At 44.3% G+C, this 15,377-nt stretch carries 13 protein-coding genes; 8 read left to right on the top strand and 5 right to left on the bottom strand.

The window, feature by feature from the left end:
* The first annotated feature begins 11 nt into the window (after positions 1–11).
* The 5 genes from prpF to VNE01S_RS12465 all read left to right on the top strand — a co-directional run bounded on the left by prpF (position 12) and on the right by VNE01S_RS12465 (position 7,094).
* Positions 12–1,199 carry a 2-methylaconitate cis-trans isomerase PrpF gene (gene prpF, locus VNE01S_RS12485; protein ID WP_053394061.1) on the top strand — a complete coding sequence of 396 codons (1,188 nt, stop codon included), beginning with the start codon at positions 12–14 and terminating at the stop codon, positions 1,197–1,199.
* Between the two features lie 54 nt (positions 1,200–1,253).
* On the top strand, positions 1,254–3,131 hold the full coding sequence (locus tag VNE01S_RS12480; protein ID WP_053394062.1) for a propionyl-CoA synthetase: 1,878 nt from the start codon (positions 1,254–1,256) through the stop codon (positions 3,129–3,131).
* 110 nt (positions 3,132–3,241) lie between these two features.
* Positions 3,242–3,730 (top strand): GNAT family N-acetyltransferase, encoded by a 489-nt coding sequence (locus tag VNE01S_RS12475; protein WP_053394063.1) that lies wholly within the window; start codon positions 3,242–3,244, stop codon positions 3,728–3,730.
* A 195-nt stretch (positions 3,731–3,925) separates the two neighbouring features.
* Positions 3,926–5,488 (top strand): trypsin-like serine protease, encoded by a 1,563-nt coding sequence (locus VNE01S_RS12470; protein ID WP_053394064.1) that lies wholly within the window; start codon positions 3,926–3,928, stop codon positions 5,486–5,488.
* Between the two features lie 175 nt (positions 5,489–5,663).
* Positions 5,664–7,094 carry a bifunctional NUDIX hydrolase/phosphatase PAP2 family protein gene (locus tag VNE01S_RS12465; protein WP_245649891.1) on the top strand — a complete coding sequence of 477 codons (1,431 nt, stop codon included), beginning with the start codon at positions 5,664–5,666 and terminating at the stop codon, positions 7,092–7,094.
* Positions 7,095–7,140: 46 nt separating this feature from the next.
* Here VNE01S_RS12465 and VNE01S_RS12460 read toward each other — a convergent pair whose 3' ends face one another.
* On the bottom strand, positions 7,141–7,950 hold the full coding sequence (locus tag VNE01S_RS12460) for a Cof-type HAD-IIB family hydrolase (protein ID WP_053394065.1): 810 nt from the start codon (positions 7,948–7,950) through the stop codon (positions 7,141–7,143).
* A gap of 169 nt (positions 7,951–8,119) precedes the next feature.
* Between VNE01S_RS12460 and queE the strand changes: the two genes are divergently transcribed.
* Positions 8,120–8,770 (top strand): 7-carboxy-7-deazaguanine synthase QueE, encoded by a 651-nt coding sequence (gene queE, locus VNE01S_RS12455; protein ID WP_053394066.1) that lies wholly within the window; start codon positions 8,120–8,122, stop codon positions 8,768–8,770.
* An 11-nt stretch (positions 8,771–8,781) separates the two neighbouring features.
* On the top strand, positions 8,782–9,477 hold the full coding sequence (gene queC / locus VNE01S_RS12450; protein ID WP_053394067.1) for a 7-cyano-7-deazaguanine synthase QueC: 696 nt from the start codon (positions 8,782–8,784) through the stop codon (positions 9,475–9,477).
* Here the strand turns inward: queC and VNE01S_RS12445 are convergent.
* The 4 genes from VNE01S_RS12445 to VNE01S_RS12430 all read right to left on the bottom strand — a co-directional run bounded on the left by VNE01S_RS12445 (position 9,437) and on the right by VNE01S_RS12430 (position 13,920).
* Positions 9,437–11,407 carry a tetratricopeptide repeat-containing diguanylate cyclase gene (locus VNE01S_RS12445; protein ID WP_053394068.1) on the bottom strand — a complete coding sequence of 657 codons (1,971 nt, stop codon included), beginning with the start codon at positions 11,405–11,407 and terminating at the stop codon, positions 9,437–9,439. The genes queC and VNE01S_RS12445 overlap by 41 nt on opposite strands.
* A gap of 151 nt (positions 11,408–11,558) precedes the next feature.
* The gene (locus VNE01S_RS12440; RefSeq protein WP_053394069.1) at positions 11,559–11,912 is read right to left on the bottom strand and encodes a DUF2750 domain-containing protein; all 354 of its coding nucleotides are present in this window, start codon (positions 11,910–11,912) and stop codon (positions 11,559–11,561) included.
* A 90-nt stretch (positions 11,913–12,002) separates the two neighbouring features.
* A complete protein-coding gene (locus VNE01S_RS12435; RefSeq protein ID WP_053394070.1) occupies positions 12,003–12,614 on the bottom strand; it encodes an OmpA family protein in 612 nt (203 codons plus the stop codon).
* A gap of 1 nt (position 12,615) precedes the next feature.
* Entirely contained in the window at positions 12,616–13,920 is a 1,305-nt protein-coding gene (locus VNE01S_RS12430) for a TolC family outer membrane protein (RefSeq protein WP_053394071.1), read from the bottom strand.
* A 420-nt stretch (positions 13,921–14,340) separates the two neighbouring features.
* Here VNE01S_RS12430 and VNE01S_RS12425 point away from each other — a divergent pair.
* The coding region (locus tag VNE01S_RS12425; protein ID WP_156472004.1) for an Ig-like domain-containing protein at positions 14,341–15,377 on the top strand (1,037 nt) is incomplete at its 3' end.

Raw genomic sequence — 15,377 nt, 5'->3', positions numbered from 1 at the left:
GGAGAGTGGCAATGAATCAAGCGACTCAAAGTCAAATTAAAGTGCCTGCCACTTACATGCGTGGTGGTACCAGCAAAGGTGTGTTCTTTAGTTTGCAAGACTTACCATTGGAAGCTCAAGTTCCGGGTGCAGCTCGAGATAAGCTACTAATGCGTGTTATTGGTAGCCCCGATCCTTATGGTAAGCAAATCGATGGCATGGGGGCGGCAACGTCTAGCACCAGCAAAACGGTGATTGTGTCGAAAAGCACTGAGCCGGATCACGACGTGGATTATCTGTTTGGTCAAGTGTCGATTGATAAACCGTTTGTCGATTGGAGTGGCAATTGCGGTAACTTGTCGGCGGCGATTGGTCCGTTTGCGATTCACGCTGGCTTAATTCCGACGGATCGCATTCCACAAAACGGCATTGTGACAGTCAAAGTGTGGCAGGTGAACATCAGTAAAACGATCCTGGTGCATGTGCCTATTGTGAACGGTTTTGTTCAGGAAACCGGCGAGTTTGAACTTGACGGCGTGACCTTTCCAGCGGCGGAAATTCAGGTCGACTTTATGGACCCAGCGGACGGCGACGGAAGCATGTTCCCAACCGGTAACCTTGTTGATGATTTGGAAGTGCCGGGGGTAGGGACATTCAATGCAACGCTGATCAATGCAGGCATTCCAACGATCTTCATTGATGCTGAAGCGATTGGCTACCAAGGTACTGAACTGCAAGACGACATCAATAATGATGAACAAGCACTGTCGAGGTTTGAAACCATTCGTGCTTACGGTGCGCTGAAAATGGGGCTCATTGAGAGTCTTGAAGAAGCAAAAACGCGCCAGCACACACCAAAAGTCGCTTTTGTTTCTAAGCCGAAAAGTTATCTGTCATCGAGTGGAAAACTCGTTGAAGACACCGACGTTGATATCCTCGTCCGAGCGCTATCAATGGGTAAGCTGCACCACGCTATGATGGGCACGGCTGCTGTTGCGATTGCCTCTGCGGCTTGTGTACCTGGCACGTTGGTGAACTTAGCGGCTGGTGGCGGCGAGAAAGAGTCAGTCACGTTTGGTCATCCGTCAGGGACGTTAAAAGTCGGAGCCAAAGCCAATAATACAAACAAAGGCTGGGTAGTCGAGAGAGCCATTATGAGCCGAAGCGCTCGTATCTTGATGGAGGGCTTTGTACGTGTTCCCTCCGATGTCTTTGAATAAGAACATTTCGTTTGCTGCAACAAGGCAATGTCGAGACATACTGGAGGAAGCAATATGTCTGCATATCAAAAAGAATATCAATGGGCACAGACTGAACCTGAATCATTCTGGAAAGCTCAAGCTGAAAATATCGATTGGTTCGAAGAACCAAAAACCATTTTGCAAAAGGATGAGAATGGTATCGAACGTTGGTTCCCTGATGGCGTAATCAACACATCTTGGCTAGCGTTGGACTATCACTGTGAACAAGGTCGTGGTGATAAAACGGCCTTGATTTATGACTCGCCAGTGACGGGTGCAAAACGCAGCTTTACCTATTGTGAAATGCGCGACCAAGTGGCAAAAGTTGCAGGAATGCTGGCTGCCCAAGGCGTCAACAAAGGTGATCGCGTGGTGATTTATATGCCAATGATCCCGGAAGCTGCGATGGCAATGCTGGCTTGTGCTCGTTTAGGTGCGATTCACTCGGTGGTGTTTGGTGGCTTTGCGCCAAACGAGTTGGCAGTACGTATCGAAGATGCTGAGCCAAAAGCCATTATGACGGCGTCGTGTGGCGTGGAAGTGAACAAGGTGATTCCTTACAAGCCGATGGTTGATAAAGCCATTATGGATAGCCGCTGGAAGCCGGAAAGCGTGTTTGTTTTGCAACGTCCTGAGTGTGAAGCCGAGTTAGGCCAAGAGCGTGATATCGATTGGCAGCAAGCCTATCAGAATGCATTACCTCATGCATGTGTACCTGTGCTTGCGACTGACCCGCTCTATATTCTGTATACATCAGGTACGACGGGTAAGCCAAAAGGCGTGGTGCGCGATAATGGTGGCCATGCGGTAGCGATGAAATACTCCATGAGTACCATCTACAATATGCCGCAAGACGGTGTATTCTGGGCGGCCTCTGATGTGGGTTGGGTTGTAGGGCACTCCTACATTGTCTACGCGCCACTTATCCACGGTTGCACAACGATTTTGTATGAAGGTAAACCAGTGCGAACTCCCGATCCAGGCGCATTCTGGCGCGTGTGTGAAGAGTACTCGGTCGATGTTCTTTTCTCAGCTCCGACGGCGTTCCGAGCAATCAAGAAAGAAGACCCAGAAGGTGCGTTTATTCAGAAGTTTGATCTATCCAGACTGCAAACCATCTTTATGGCAGGTGAGCGTTTAGATCCACCAACGTTGGAATGGGTGCAAAGTAAAGCGGATAAACCAGTGATTGACCACTGGTGGCAAACCGAAACTGGTTGGGCCATCGCGGGTAACCCAGTTGGTGTTGAGCTAATGCCAGTGAAAGCAGGTTCTTCAACTAAGCCTATCCCAGGTTATCAAGTTGAGATACTGAATGAAATTGGTGAGCCTGTTGGGCCAAATCAGCAAGGTTTTGTTGCGCTCAAGCGACCGCTTCCACCAAGTTGCTTGCCAACTGTATGGCGCAACCACGATCGTTTCGAAACCGGTTATTTGAGCCAGTTCCCAGGTTACTACGTGTCAGGTGATGGTGGCTATTTGGATGAGGACGGCTACCTGTTCATTATGGGACGCATCGATGATGTCATTAACGTTGCTGGGCACAGGCTCTCAACTGGTGAAATGGAAGAGATCGTTGGTGGACACCCAGCCATCGCAGAGTGTGCGGTTGTCGGTGTACACGATGACTTGAAAGGCCAGTTGCCGCTAGGCTTTGTAGTGCTTAAAGATGGTGTAAAAGTTGACTCTCTAGAACTGGAAGGTGAGCTGGTTGGTAAAGTTCGTTCAGAAATTGGTGCCGTGGCGTGTTTTAAACATGCACTGGTGGTTGAGCGCCTCCCAAAAACGCGTTCAGGCAAAATTTTGCGTAGAACGATTCGCCAAATCGCGGATGGGGAAAAATACACTGTACCGTCCACGATCGACGACCCAACAAGTTTGGAAGAAATTCAGAAAGTTCTGAGTTCTTAACCTGCTCAAGTTAGCGTTACTACTTTTAAGCCTCCGATATGGAGGCTTTTTTATTGATAAATTACGCCTGACGTATCACACTGTCAGTTTATTCGCTTCACGAAAATAAGATGTTCCCTTTGATTATCAGAGCCGCCAATCATGGCGATTTAGAGTCGCTTAATAGCCTCATGTATCAATTGCATGATGAGCACCACCAACAATGTCCTGAGCATTTTAAAACAGCAGAAGAAATTGAGCAGGAAAAAAGTATTGCTCGTTATCTCGATAACCCGGAGAGTTTAGTATTTGTCGCATGTGAGCAAGAGGGCGTTTGCGGTTTTATCTCTGGACACTTTTGTGAGCTGACTTCATCTGTTAGTAAGCCCGTGCAAATGGGGAGTATCGATGAATTGTACGTTTTGCCCGAGTTTAGAAAGCAAGGCACAGCCAAAATGCTCATCGAGAGAATAGAAACAACCTTTATCGACTATGGTGTAGAGCAGATGTTTGTTGAGGTTTGGCACTTTAATAAGCAGGCGACATCACTTTACGAAAAGGTTGGGTTTGGCCACCATATTCACTGGTTGAGAAAGCCATTAGCTGGCAGCGAAAGCTAACGTGTGCTCTTAGTGCGATAAAGTGATGATAACCATGCTGAATTGAAAACGCTTGGTGCAATAGAACGTGTGTATATTTAACCGGCTCGCAATGCGAATAAACTATTTAAAAACCTCTTTGGTATCAATGTCTTTTTCTGCTTGTTTATGAAGTAGCACGAGTATCGTGCTTACCAAAATAAGAGGATATTGACTTTGAAACTATCAAAATCATTACTTGCGCTGGCAGTTTTGCCCACGTTCGCAAGTGCAGATGTTTTATCACAGACGCAAAACCACTTTATTCAACCTAAAATTGTTGGCGGTATCACGGCTGATCCTGCCGACTGGAAGTTTTACACCCAAATTGTCAGCCGATATGGCAATCGCTCATACTGCGGAGCAAGTTACATCGGAGATGGCTATGTTCTGACCGCTGCCCACTGTGTTGAAGGCGATCACCCTAGCCAAATCGCCGTCAAAATTGGTGGCTCAATCTACAACGGAACCGACGGTGTAAGAGCCAATGTGAGTGAAATTCATATGCACCCTGATTATCGTCGTGCAACGCTTTCACATGATATTGCCGTGTTGAAACTCTCTTCTGTTCCACAAGGTGTATCAGCAGTCGAGATTGCCGCTGGGAGTCTTAGCCAGTATGCCGGAATCGGTGATTGGCTGACGGTTGCTGGCTTGGGTAGAACATCTGAGGGCGGTAGTTCTCCTACAAGGTTACAAGAGGTTGATGTACCGCTGGTTTCCGATGCGATGTGTCGTCAAGCAGGGGGTAACTATACCACGGTCGGTGATGTTGCATTCTGTGCGGGTGTGCCACAAGGCGGTATTGATTCGTGTCAAGGTGACAGTGGTGGGCCCATTGTGATTAATCGCGGTGGCGTAGTCACGCAGCTTGGTGTGGTGAGTTGGGGAATTGGCTGTGCTCGCCCTGGTCAGTATGGGGTGTACAGTGATATTGCAGCATTACGCAATTTTGTTGATGGCGTGATTGGAGCGTCTACTCAGCCTGTTGAGAATGTATCGGTCGGTTACACTGCGACTCAAACACTGGCTTCATTCAATGTCGGTGAGATCAAGCAGCACGGCTTTGTGATTAGTAATACGGGTAATACCGCCTTCACGGTTGAGAGTATCAATGCGATTGGCTCTGGTGTGGCGAATGCGCTTGTTGTTGCTAACGATCAATGTAGCAAGTCAACACTAGCAGCAAACGCGACTTGTCGTGTGGATGTGGAATTTGGTGCTGCACAAGCTGGCGAAGCTTCAGTCACACTGAATTTTGCGATTGATAAGACCACTACTCAATATCAAGCTGTCGCAAAAGCACAAGCAAAATCCATTACTGCGCCACCAACAGGTAGCTGCGCAAGTGAGTGGCAAGCGAGTGCGGTGTACAACAACGGTGATTTCGTCTCTTGGAATGGGAAATTATGGCAAGCTCAGTGGTGGACACAAGGTGATGATCCTGCAGAGTCTGGGCCGTGGGGAGTGTGGAAAGCCGTTGATGATGCGACTTGTTCATCTAACCAATTGCCAGTAGAACCACCAACAGAACCAGTACCGCCGACTGAGCCAACACAGCCAGCTACGGGTGATGCTTACCAAACGGGTGTTCAGTACCTCGCCGGCGATGTAGTGACAAACCACGGGGCATCTTATCAATGTCTGTCTTGGCCAAATAGCCTTTGGTGTAGTTCAACACCGAATGCGTATGAGCCGGGAGTTGGTTCAGCTTGGACTCACGCTTGGCTAAAACTCTAAACACTTAAGTGAAGAGGTGTATGGATTTTATGTCATACACCTTCTTTCTTGTGTTATTTTATAATGACTGATTGTTTATACAGTGGTGTGTGGTCTTCGTTTAATTTATGGCGAAAAAGTTCGGCTACACATACCATTATGTTTTGATACTACGCTCTTCATTAAAGGTAAATTTGTGCTGAGACAGTTGTTTTATCTCGCCTTCTGGTTCATTTCGTTACTTGTATCTCCAATTACAGCTGCCAAGTCTCCTGCAGACGAGGTTGTAGGGGCAGCTTGTATCGTACGAGTCGATGATAAGTTGGTACTTGTCCATGAAATATTAACTCGAAAGCTGTCACTGCCCGGCGGTCTTGTTGAATCGGGCGAAGATCCCGCGATCGCCGCGCAAAGAGAAACCTGGGAAGAAACTGGTCTGGTTGTGAGCATTAAAAAAGAGTTGGGGCGCGCAGACAACACCGTTTATTACGACTGTGTATCCGACTCAGATATCGTGTCGTTTCAGTTTAATAATGTTTACAACGGATATGAACTACCAATGTGGTTTGCACCTCACTATGGGGTGGAAATATCATCGGCGATGCTTGTGAATCCTAGTAATATCCCTTTAGCTGACTATCGATTTCCAGAGCAGACAAAGTGGATACAAGGGCTGGTAGCGCAAGCCAGTAACCAGCCGATCAAACAAGTTGGAAGTCTAGTGAAAGCGGCGCCGGATTTTAATCAAGTTGAACTCAACTGGATATTACAATTTCAATATGTCATCTCTGAGCTACCGGAAGAGATAAAAAATATTGTACGGCCACTGATATTGAGTGGAAACTTGTTGGCAGAGCCATTTTTGTTTGTACTTTTGTTCCCTCTGCTCTATGTCGGCTATGGTAAGAGTTTTGTCTCGAAAGTTCTCTTTGCTACGTTAACCACGGCGTTATTAAGCTTTGTCGCTCAGCAAGGATTTGCGCTTCCACATCCTCACGTTTATTTGCCTACGCTAAAACTAGTGGAAACATACGGTTTTGGCTTACCAAGCACGTCTGCAGCTTTGTGGGTCACAATTGGCGTTCTCGTGCTCAAACGCGAGCAGAGTCAGCGTGTTCACGCGCTTTCACTCGCTTTAATGGGTTGTTTAGCTTGGCTCAGTATGGCGAAGTTCTATACTGGAACAGCTTTCTTGCTGGATATCGTGAGTGGTGTTTTACTGGGTTTCCTCACCGCTTGGCATGTTATTCGCCTAGAAAATAAACCGAACTTGAATGTAGAAGCGTTGCTATCCTCTCGTAGTGTTTGGGTAGCACTGTTGCTGATTTGCGGAGCCATCGCTTTTGTGTGGCCGAGTTTGACGCTAGGGTATTGGTTTACGCTGGTGTTGGCAACGCTGGTACTTTTCCTGCCTTGGCAAGGTGGAACTGCTATGGCAAAAGTCCCAACCGCTATTTATGTAGTGCTGGTGCTTTTGGCAATGAATCTATCGATCAGCTATTTGGCCACGCTTGCCATACATAGCTCGATTTTGAGTTTAGCCGTTGAGTTGATTCGTTATCCGGTGCTGGTGGCATTGTTCGTTACTTTACTGAGAAGAAAACCAGTCAGCGTAACGGTTCCGTAATTGAGGTTGAAAAAATTGGAGGCGATTGCCTCCAATTTTTCTGAATCTATTTATTGATAACGAACGTTTCGATCACTTGAGCAACGCCATCGTCGTTGTTACTCCCTGTAATGTAATCGGCAATGGCTTTTGTTTGCTCCATCGCATTTTCCATCGCAACGCCAAGGCCAGCGTACTCAATCATATGGTGATCGTTTTCTGCGTCTCCCATACAGATAACCTCGCTTTGTTGGATACCTAAATACTCCGCGATGGATTGAACGCCCACACCTTTATTACTGTCTAGGCTGAGAAACTCTAGAAAGAACGGCGCACTTTGTACAACGGTAAACGCTTCTCGGTATTGCTGAGGAATGTCTCGGATCGCTTCTGTTAGTTTATTTGGCTCACCCACAATCATAGCTTTTACGATAGGGTGCTCATCTTCTAACGCTTCGAAATTCATCTCTGTCACAGGAAGCTTGTTGATTTCTGACTCTATTCGCGTGTATTCGTTATTTTCAGGGGTAATGAGGCCATGCTGAGTGCTGAATGCGTGGCAGTGAAGGCCGAGCTGGTTAGCCAGTCGAGCCACTTGTTTTGCCTCACGCCCGCTGATAATTGCTTGGTGAACAATTTTGTCTGAACCCAGCTCTTTAACCATAGAACCGTTAAAAAATACGACGAATTCGTCTTTTCCCTTAATACCAAGCTCTTCCAGTTTTGGCTGCATACCTTCCAGTGGTCTACCAGAAGCAAGAACTACCTTAACACCGAGTTCTCTGGCTTTAAGAATAGCCTCTTTTGTTCGTTGGCTAATACACTTGTCACTGGTTAATAGTGTGCCATCCATATCCAGTGCGATTAACTTATACATATACTTACCTAAACAACGTCGAATAAAAGTAAAGAAGGCAGAATAAAGCCTCCAAGAACAATGATCAATTTATGAATTGGTTGACCTTCTTCTAGGTCTCCTTTATCGTCTCGTTCCTGCAAAATATTGACGATGAGTTAGGCAAAGTAAGTTGTATAAAGTTAACGAGATGTTCGAAACCATTCAAGGCGAAGGTGTCTTTACAGGTGTACCTTCGGTGTTTGTTCGTTTACAAGAGTGCCCTGTAGGGTGTGCTTGGTGTGATACTAAGCAAACCTGGGATGCACTACCTCAAGATGAACGTAGCTTTGGCGAAATTCTTGTAAAGACGGAAGACAATACGCAGTGGTGTAGTGCATCTGCTGACGCCATCGTTAACCAATATCAAAATCAAGGCTATACTGCGCGACACATCGTTATTACAGGTGGCGAGCCGTGTATCTATGACTTACGTCCGTTGACTCGCGCATTTGAAGACATTGGCTGCAAGTGTCAAATTGAAACCAGTGGCACATCAGAAGTATTCGCGACAGAATCCACATGGGTGACAGTGTCACCAAAAGTGGCCATGAAGGGTAAACTTCCCGTTCTCGATTCTGCACTTCAGCGAGCGGATGAAATCAAACACCCTGTCGCAACACAGAAAGACATTGATCAACTTGATGAGTTACTCAGCCATGTAAACGTGTCGGATAAGACAACGATTGCATTGCAGCCAATTAGCCAAAAACCGCGTGCTACCGAACTCTGCATTGATGTTTGTGTCAAACGCAACTGGCGTCTATCGATTCAGACGCACAAATATCTCAGTATTGCTTAAAGGAACCTATCATGAGAAAAGCCGTAGTAGTATTCAGTGGCGGGCAAGATTCTACGACCTGTCTTGTTCAAGCTCTAAAAGAGTTCGATGAAGTTCATGCAATTACTTTTGATTATGGTCAGCGCCATAAATTAGAAATTGAGGTTGCGCAAAACTTAGCGAAAGAGCTAGGCGTTAAAGCGCACAAGGTGATGGATGTTGGTTTGCTTAATGAGCTTGCAATTAGCTCTTTGACCCGTGACGATATTCCCGTGTCTCATGAGCTGCAAGAAAACGGTTTACCTAATTCGTTTGTGCCTGGCCGCAATATTTTGTTCCTGACTCTAGCTGGTATTTATGCCTACCAGATTGGTGCTCAAACAGTGATCACCGGTGTTTGTGAAACAGATTTCTCAGGTTACCCTGACTGCCGAGATTCATTTGTCAAAGCAATGAATAATGCGTTAGTGCAAGGCATGGATCGAGAGCTAGAAATCGCGACGCCGCTTATGTGGCTTAATAAAGCAGAAACGTGGGCTTTGGCAGACCAAAATGAAGCCTTGCAGCTTGTCAGAGAAAAAACACTCACTTGCTACAATGGCATCATTGGCGATGGCTGTGGTGACTGCCCATCTTGTGAGCTCCGCAAAGTAGGGCTAAATGACTACCTTTCTAACCGCGAAGCAGTTATGTCTGAGCTTGTTCGTAAGCAGTCGTTGGCAAAGTAACAGGTGCGTTGAAAGCATCAATGATCTGATTCTTTCCATTTTGTTTCACCTGATATAAAGCTTGATCCAAAATAGAGTAGAGCACATCAAAGTCAGCTAAAGATTTTGATGTGTTCAGGTAAGAGAAACTCGCGCTTATCGTGAGTTTTTTGCTTTCTACGGTTTCAAGTGTGATTTGGCTAATGGCTTGGTGCAATGCTTCAACTTTATGCTGTACATCCAATTCATCGATATTCTTCATGACGATGACAAACTCTTCTCCCCCTAAACGGCCAAATATATCCCCGACAGCAATATGGTCCTTCACCGTTTTTGCAATCTCTGAAAGCACAGCATCTCCGGTAGGGTGACCATGATGGTCATTGATTTGCTTAAGATTATCTAAATCAAAAAGAATGACGAGATAGTTGAGGTTTTCGTTAGAGATTCTTGGTAGTTTTTTAATGTTCTGAATGGCTGGCGCCCGAGCCCAGGCCCCTGTCAACAAGTCCATTTCAGCTAACTGCTTTGTCTTGTATCGTGAGTAATAAGAGGCGAGTAATAGGGTTATTAATGAAATAGTGCTCATTGCAAGTATTCTATTGATAAACGTCAGCCAGTCTATCTGCTCAGCTTGCTCAACCCCTTTTTTTGCCATATCTCTATACTGTAAGTCAGTAATGTACTTTTGCCTTTCCGCGTCCAATGCTAAAGATGCTGACTGATGTCGCTTGTCCCTTTTGCTTAATTCAATATCTACATAGCTTTGATAGTAGTTGAGTGCTTGCTGATAATCTCCCTGAACTTCAGCAATTTCAGCGAGACTTTTTAATGACAGTCCTCTGAGTGGGTCACTATTAATTCGGTCGGCCAGTTTTTTTGCATTATTAGCAAAATCTTCTGCGAGAATGTATTTTCCCTGCTTTTGATGTGCCTTAGCGAGACTGAGGTAAATTTCTCCCCGAATTTGATCATTACCCTGAATAGAAGCGGTCTCCAAAGCTTTGAGAAGGTATTTGCTGCCCTCGTCAAATTGTTCTAGCTCAACGTGCGTTTTTCCTAATCCCAGCTGTGCATACGTTAAACCGTAAAGGTAATGAAATTTCTCTACAACATTTTCTGTTTTTTGGAAATGCTCAATGGCGCCATAAAAATCACCTTCTGTGAGTAATAACTCGCCCATATTGTAATGTGACTGAGCAAGCTCCAATTGAGAGTTTGATTGCGTTCTAAGCTTAATAGCAATGTTTAGGTACTCTTTCGCTAGTTTAAAGTTACCTAAACCGCTAAGTAGTAAACTTGCGTCATTGTATACGCCGGATGGGTCGACGTGTTCGGGAATGGTAGACAGGTATTCTTTATACACTTCCAGCGCCTTACGGTAATCACCAGTAAAGTCATAATTGTTGCCGATGACATGAAGTGCTCGGTAGTGGGGAAGGATAGAAAACGTGTTGTTTTGCACGTGTTCATGCAGCGAAGAACAATATAGAGAAGCTTTGCTAAATTTACCTTGACGGTTGAGTACGCGACACAGGTGATATTCAATCAACGCCTCACCTTCGGCATTATTTTCAGCAACATAATGCTTGAGTAATGAACGGTAAACGGCTTTTGCTGATTCAAAGTCTAATTTATCTTCTTGGTTTAAAGCCCCGATAAAATTTTGCTCTAATTCTGAGTATACAGGGTTATGGGTTAACTTATTCCCGTAATAAGGTTGGCCCCTTAAGAGCATGAAGGCGTGTATTTTTGAGCTGATATAAAGTTTCTCCACACCTGGTGAAAGAGCATTATATCTGTCCTGCAGCATGGAAAGAGCGCGTTGTTCATTTTGAGCTAACACTTCATAGTAAGTATCTTCCCAATGACTTAGCGTATCTTGTGCAGAGACCGTCAAAGAGGCGGTAAGTAAGGCAGCAATTGAAAATAGTAAATGTAGACGTTTCATAATTTTATAGATATTTTATTTGTCTACAATATAGAACTATTTGGTGTAATTACTCAATAGGGCAGTCATTTACTATGGCTGTTTTGCGAACTGAATAGAATTGTGTATGGTAAGACAAAAGCGCTCCCTAGAAAGAGCGCTTTACAGACAGTTAGTCTAAGTACATCTTAGCAAGATCGGACGGCTCGACTTCACGCCCTTCAAGCTGTGCATTCCAGTTAGTGCCAACCAGAACGCCGTCTTCAGAAAGAGTTAGAAGCCAGTCTTCGACGAAAATATCTAACGGGATCTCTAATACTTTAAAATCAGCCCATTCTTCGACATTATGCGCTTCAGCGTCTTCTTTTGCAGACCAGAAAGGCATGACTTCACTATTTTCAAACTCTGTAGAATCACAGGATAGCCAGCCTTCTTCATTACGCAAGCCCCAAACTAAATTGCTTTGTTTAGTTTCTGCAACGAACAGTTCTAGGTTAGCCTGAATGTCTGAAGTTAATTTACTCATTAGGTTTATCTCTTGATGAATATCGTTTCTAGGGTAGCACTGATAGCTTAAAAGCAAAAATAAAAAGGGAACTTCCGTTCCCTTAAATCGTTATTTATCAAGCTTAGTAAAGATGGTCCACTCTTCTTTCACATGACCCTTATAGCCAACGACGGTGGCAACCACTTTTCTATCAAGAGCATGAGAGAGTTCGTCGTTTGCATCATTGTCTGTTTTAGTGTCACCAAAGCCTACGATATTGACACGATTCGGTGCTAAACCGTTGCTGATTAACATACGTTTGACTGTTTCAGCTCGTGTTTTTGATAATGCCATATTGTAATCGGCTCTACCTACCTTACTTGCGTAACCTTGAAGTTCTATAGAGGTTGAAGGGTAAGCTTCCAAAAACTCATTCATTTCGCGGATTTGTCGTACAAATAAAGGTTGTATAGCGCTAGAATCATTGGCAAATAAAATATGCAGATTCATCTTGTCGGAAGACTTGACGTATTTTCCGCACCCGTCGTTATCTACTTCAGCTTTGATTGGTGTCCCCGGGCATAAATCTCGAGCGTTTATCACCCCATCATTATCTTCATCACGCAAATCATCTACCTGATTTGGCTCGGGGGTAACAATATAATCGTACTTATCATCTGCCGACACATAACCGCTAGAAACCAAAGTACTAATGATTAGAGAAAAAGCTAACTTATTCATATTAATACTCTACTACCTCGTTCCATTCTTCAGGTGTGTCAACTCTTAACGCATCGAGTAAATTACCCGTTGCATTCATAACTCGATACTTAGCATATTGCTCTTCATATTTTGCATCCAAGTAACCTTTACGAGCTTCAAACAGTTCATTTTCCGTATTAAGCAGGTCAAGCAGTGTACGTTTGCCAATTCGATATTGTTTTCGGTAAGCGACAACAGTTTCAGAAGCTGAATCAACATGGTCAGCTAAAAATGCTTTCTGCTGAGTGGTCATGTCCAGTGCACTCCAAGACAAGTTCAGGCCTTCTTCTACGCTACGGAAGGTTCTATCACGTAAGTCTTTGGCTTTATTTAACTGGTAAGCCGTACTTTGAGAGCGATTAGCGTCAGCATTTCCGTTATAGAGGTTGTATCTCATTCTTAACATTGCAGAAAACTCATCACTGCTGCCCTCGATACCGCTAGCATCTTCGCGCCATGTTTGATTTGCTTCAAATGAAAAAGCAGGGAGGTTTGCCCCCTTCGACTGCTGGTATTGGAAGCGTGCGGAGTCAACATCTACTTGAGATATTTTAATCACTGGGTGATTTTCAAAGGCTAAGCTGACTGCGCTGTCGATTGACTCCGGAAGAGCGGTCTGATCGGCGCGAGGAAAAATAAGGTCTTTTGGTGCTTGGCCAACAAGGCGTTTAAACTGTGTTTGGGCATCCCACAAATTATTTTGTGCGGCAATGAGATTACCATTTGCTTTGGCAAGTCGTCCATTTACTTGAGACATATCCGCTGTAGAGCCAATGCCCGAATCAACGCGTCTTTTAATATCTCGAGCAATGTCTTCATGAACTGCGAGATTGTTCTCTGATAGGGAAAGGACTTCTTCAGCTTTAATAACATCTAGGTAGGTTTTAGCCACTTTGAGAGCAATGTCTTGCGCATCAGAGAGCAATTGGAAGCGTACTGACTCTGCATCAGCAGCGGTGCGATCCATGTCATTTAAAGTGCTGGAACCATCCCAAATCAATTGTGTTAGAGATAGCGTTGCTTCTTTACGTGTGAGTTCGTTGTTTGTCCCTGATGCTAAGTCAACGTTCTCATAACCAATACCTGCGTCTAGGTCTATTTTAGGTAAATAGGCCCCTGTTGATGCATCTGATTCATAAACTTTAGTTTTAAATTCATTATAAGCAGCCTTAATTTCAGGGCTGTGGGTAATGGTGTATGCGACCGATTGCTCTAATGTTTGAGCACCGACAGGAAAGCTAAGTGCTATTGCGCAACTTAAAACTTTCAACTTAATCAACTTCACTCCAACTCTCCTATAAACTTTTACTCTAAGCGAATACTACCGAATGGAACGTCTCATTTCTGAGTAAAAAGTAGCGATAATCGTCAATAAAATAACATTAGTTGAATAAGAACACTAATTGAAATGCTGAATAAAATGTGTTTTCAAATCTTACACAATATTTGGATAAAGGATGTTGAACTGTAAATCCCACTATTGAGAATTTTTTGTTGTATTTCTGTTGTATACGTGCGCAAACGTGTCGCTTTCTCAAGCTTAAGAGTGACGAGTGTAATTTAAATTAAATACGCGTTTTAAAGAAAAAGTAGTTCAGAAAATAGAACGAAAATGTTAATTTATAAGGTTGGAGAATATAAGAAATGCCAAATTATTGTCGCTGAGTTTTAAGCGGCTGGGTCGTAAAGGGTTATAGGCGCAGTTATGAGTACATATGTAGCTTTAGTTAATTTAGTAAGTGGTCAAAAAGTAGTAGTTGACGCTAATGGGTTAGTACGAACTTTACTGGAAGGTGAACAGCCTAAAGCAGGGGAAGTAGTGCTTGGTCAAGAGTCAGCAATAGATCATGATCCTTCGGTTAATGTCGAGCTCTTTGGCGAAGATGGGTCGACTCAGAATATTTCGGATGATATTGAGGAAATCTTTGCAGCCCTTGAACAAGGGCAAGACCCTACTCAACTAGGTGAAGACTTTGCAACGGCAGCTGGCCAGCAAGTCAGCTCTAGCGTAACTCAAGCCAGCACTATTGTAAGAAATGGCGTTGAAACTTTAGCATCTACCGAATTCTCAACGGAAGGTTTTGATACTTTAAGCCTTTCAGAAACCCAGAGCCTTTCTATTCTTACTCAATACCAGCAGTTACAGCAGAATGTTGTTTCTGTTGATGCAAACTCTAACCCTGATGGCTTAGACCTAACCCTTATTACTCCAGAAGACCAACCACTAAGCGGCCAGCTAAGCGCAACTGATAGCGACGGTGATGAACTTTCATTTTCAGAAGGCGATGCACCGAGCAATGGTTCTCTCACCGTCGATGAAAGCGGCAGTTGGACCTATACGCCAAACCCTGATTTTAACGGTAATGACAGTTTTACGGTAATTGTGTCTGATGGTAACGGTGGGATGGATGAAATTATCGTTAACGTTGGTGTTACTCCAATCAACGACAATCCAGTATTAGTCGACGAAAATGGCGCACCATTAGGCGATGATTTGAGTGTATCTACTCAAGAAGATACACCAGTAAGCGGTAAGGTTAACGCAACAGATGTAGATGGTGATGATCTTACGTACACAGTAAATGATACTCCAACAAATGGCAGCGTATCGATTGATGCCGAAGGTAACTGGACCTATACCCCAGATGAAGACTTCCACGGTTCAGACAATTTTACCATTACAGTCGATGACGGTAATGGTGGTGTCGATCAAGTTAATATTGATATTAAAGTTGAGTATGC

Origin of the sequence: Vibrio nereis NBRC 15637, from assembly GCF_001591105.1 — a bacterium.
GTDB lineage: Bacteria > Pseudomonadota > Gammaproteobacteria > Enterobacterales > Vibrionaceae > Vibrio > Vibrio nereis.
Note: the sequence above shows the minus strand (reverse complement) of the source record. Positions and strands in the feature narration are given on the sequence as shown.

Bases quoted from the DNA above. Each gene is read 5' to 3' on its own strand.
- prpF (WP_053394061.1), top strand. From the start codon at position 12: ATGAATCAAGCGACTCAAAGTCAAATTAAAGTGCCTGCCACTTACATG.
- VNE01S_RS12480 (WP_053394062.1), top strand. From the start codon at position 1,254: ATGTCTGCATATCAAAAAGAATATCAATGGGCACAGACTGAACCTGAA.
- VNE01S_RS12475 (WP_053394063.1), top strand. From the start codon at position 3,242: ATGTTCCCTTTGATTATCAGAGCCGCCAATCATGGCGATTTAGAGTCG.
- VNE01S_RS12460 (WP_053394065.1), bottom strand. From the start codon at position 7,950: ATGTATAAGTTAATCGCACTGGATATGGATGGCACACTATTAACCAGT.
- queE (WP_053394066.1), top strand. From the start codon at position 8,120: ATGTTCGAAACCATTCAAGGCGAAGGTGTCTTTACAGGTGTACCTTCG.
- queC (WP_053394067.1), top strand. From the start codon at position 8,782: ATGAGAAAAGCCGTAGTAGTATTCAGTGGCGGGCAAGATTCTACGACC.
- VNE01S_RS12445 (WP_053394068.1), bottom strand. From the start codon at position 11,407: ATGAAACGTCTACATTTACTATTTTCAATTGCTGCCTTACTTACCGCC.
- VNE01S_RS12440 (WP_053394069.1), bottom strand. From the start codon at position 11,912: ATGAGTAAATTAACTTCAGACATTCAGGCTAACCTAGAACTGTTCGTT.
- VNE01S_RS12435 (WP_053394070.1), bottom strand. From the start codon at position 12,614: ATGAATAAGTTAGCTTTTTCTCTAATCATTAGTACTTTGGTTTCTAGC.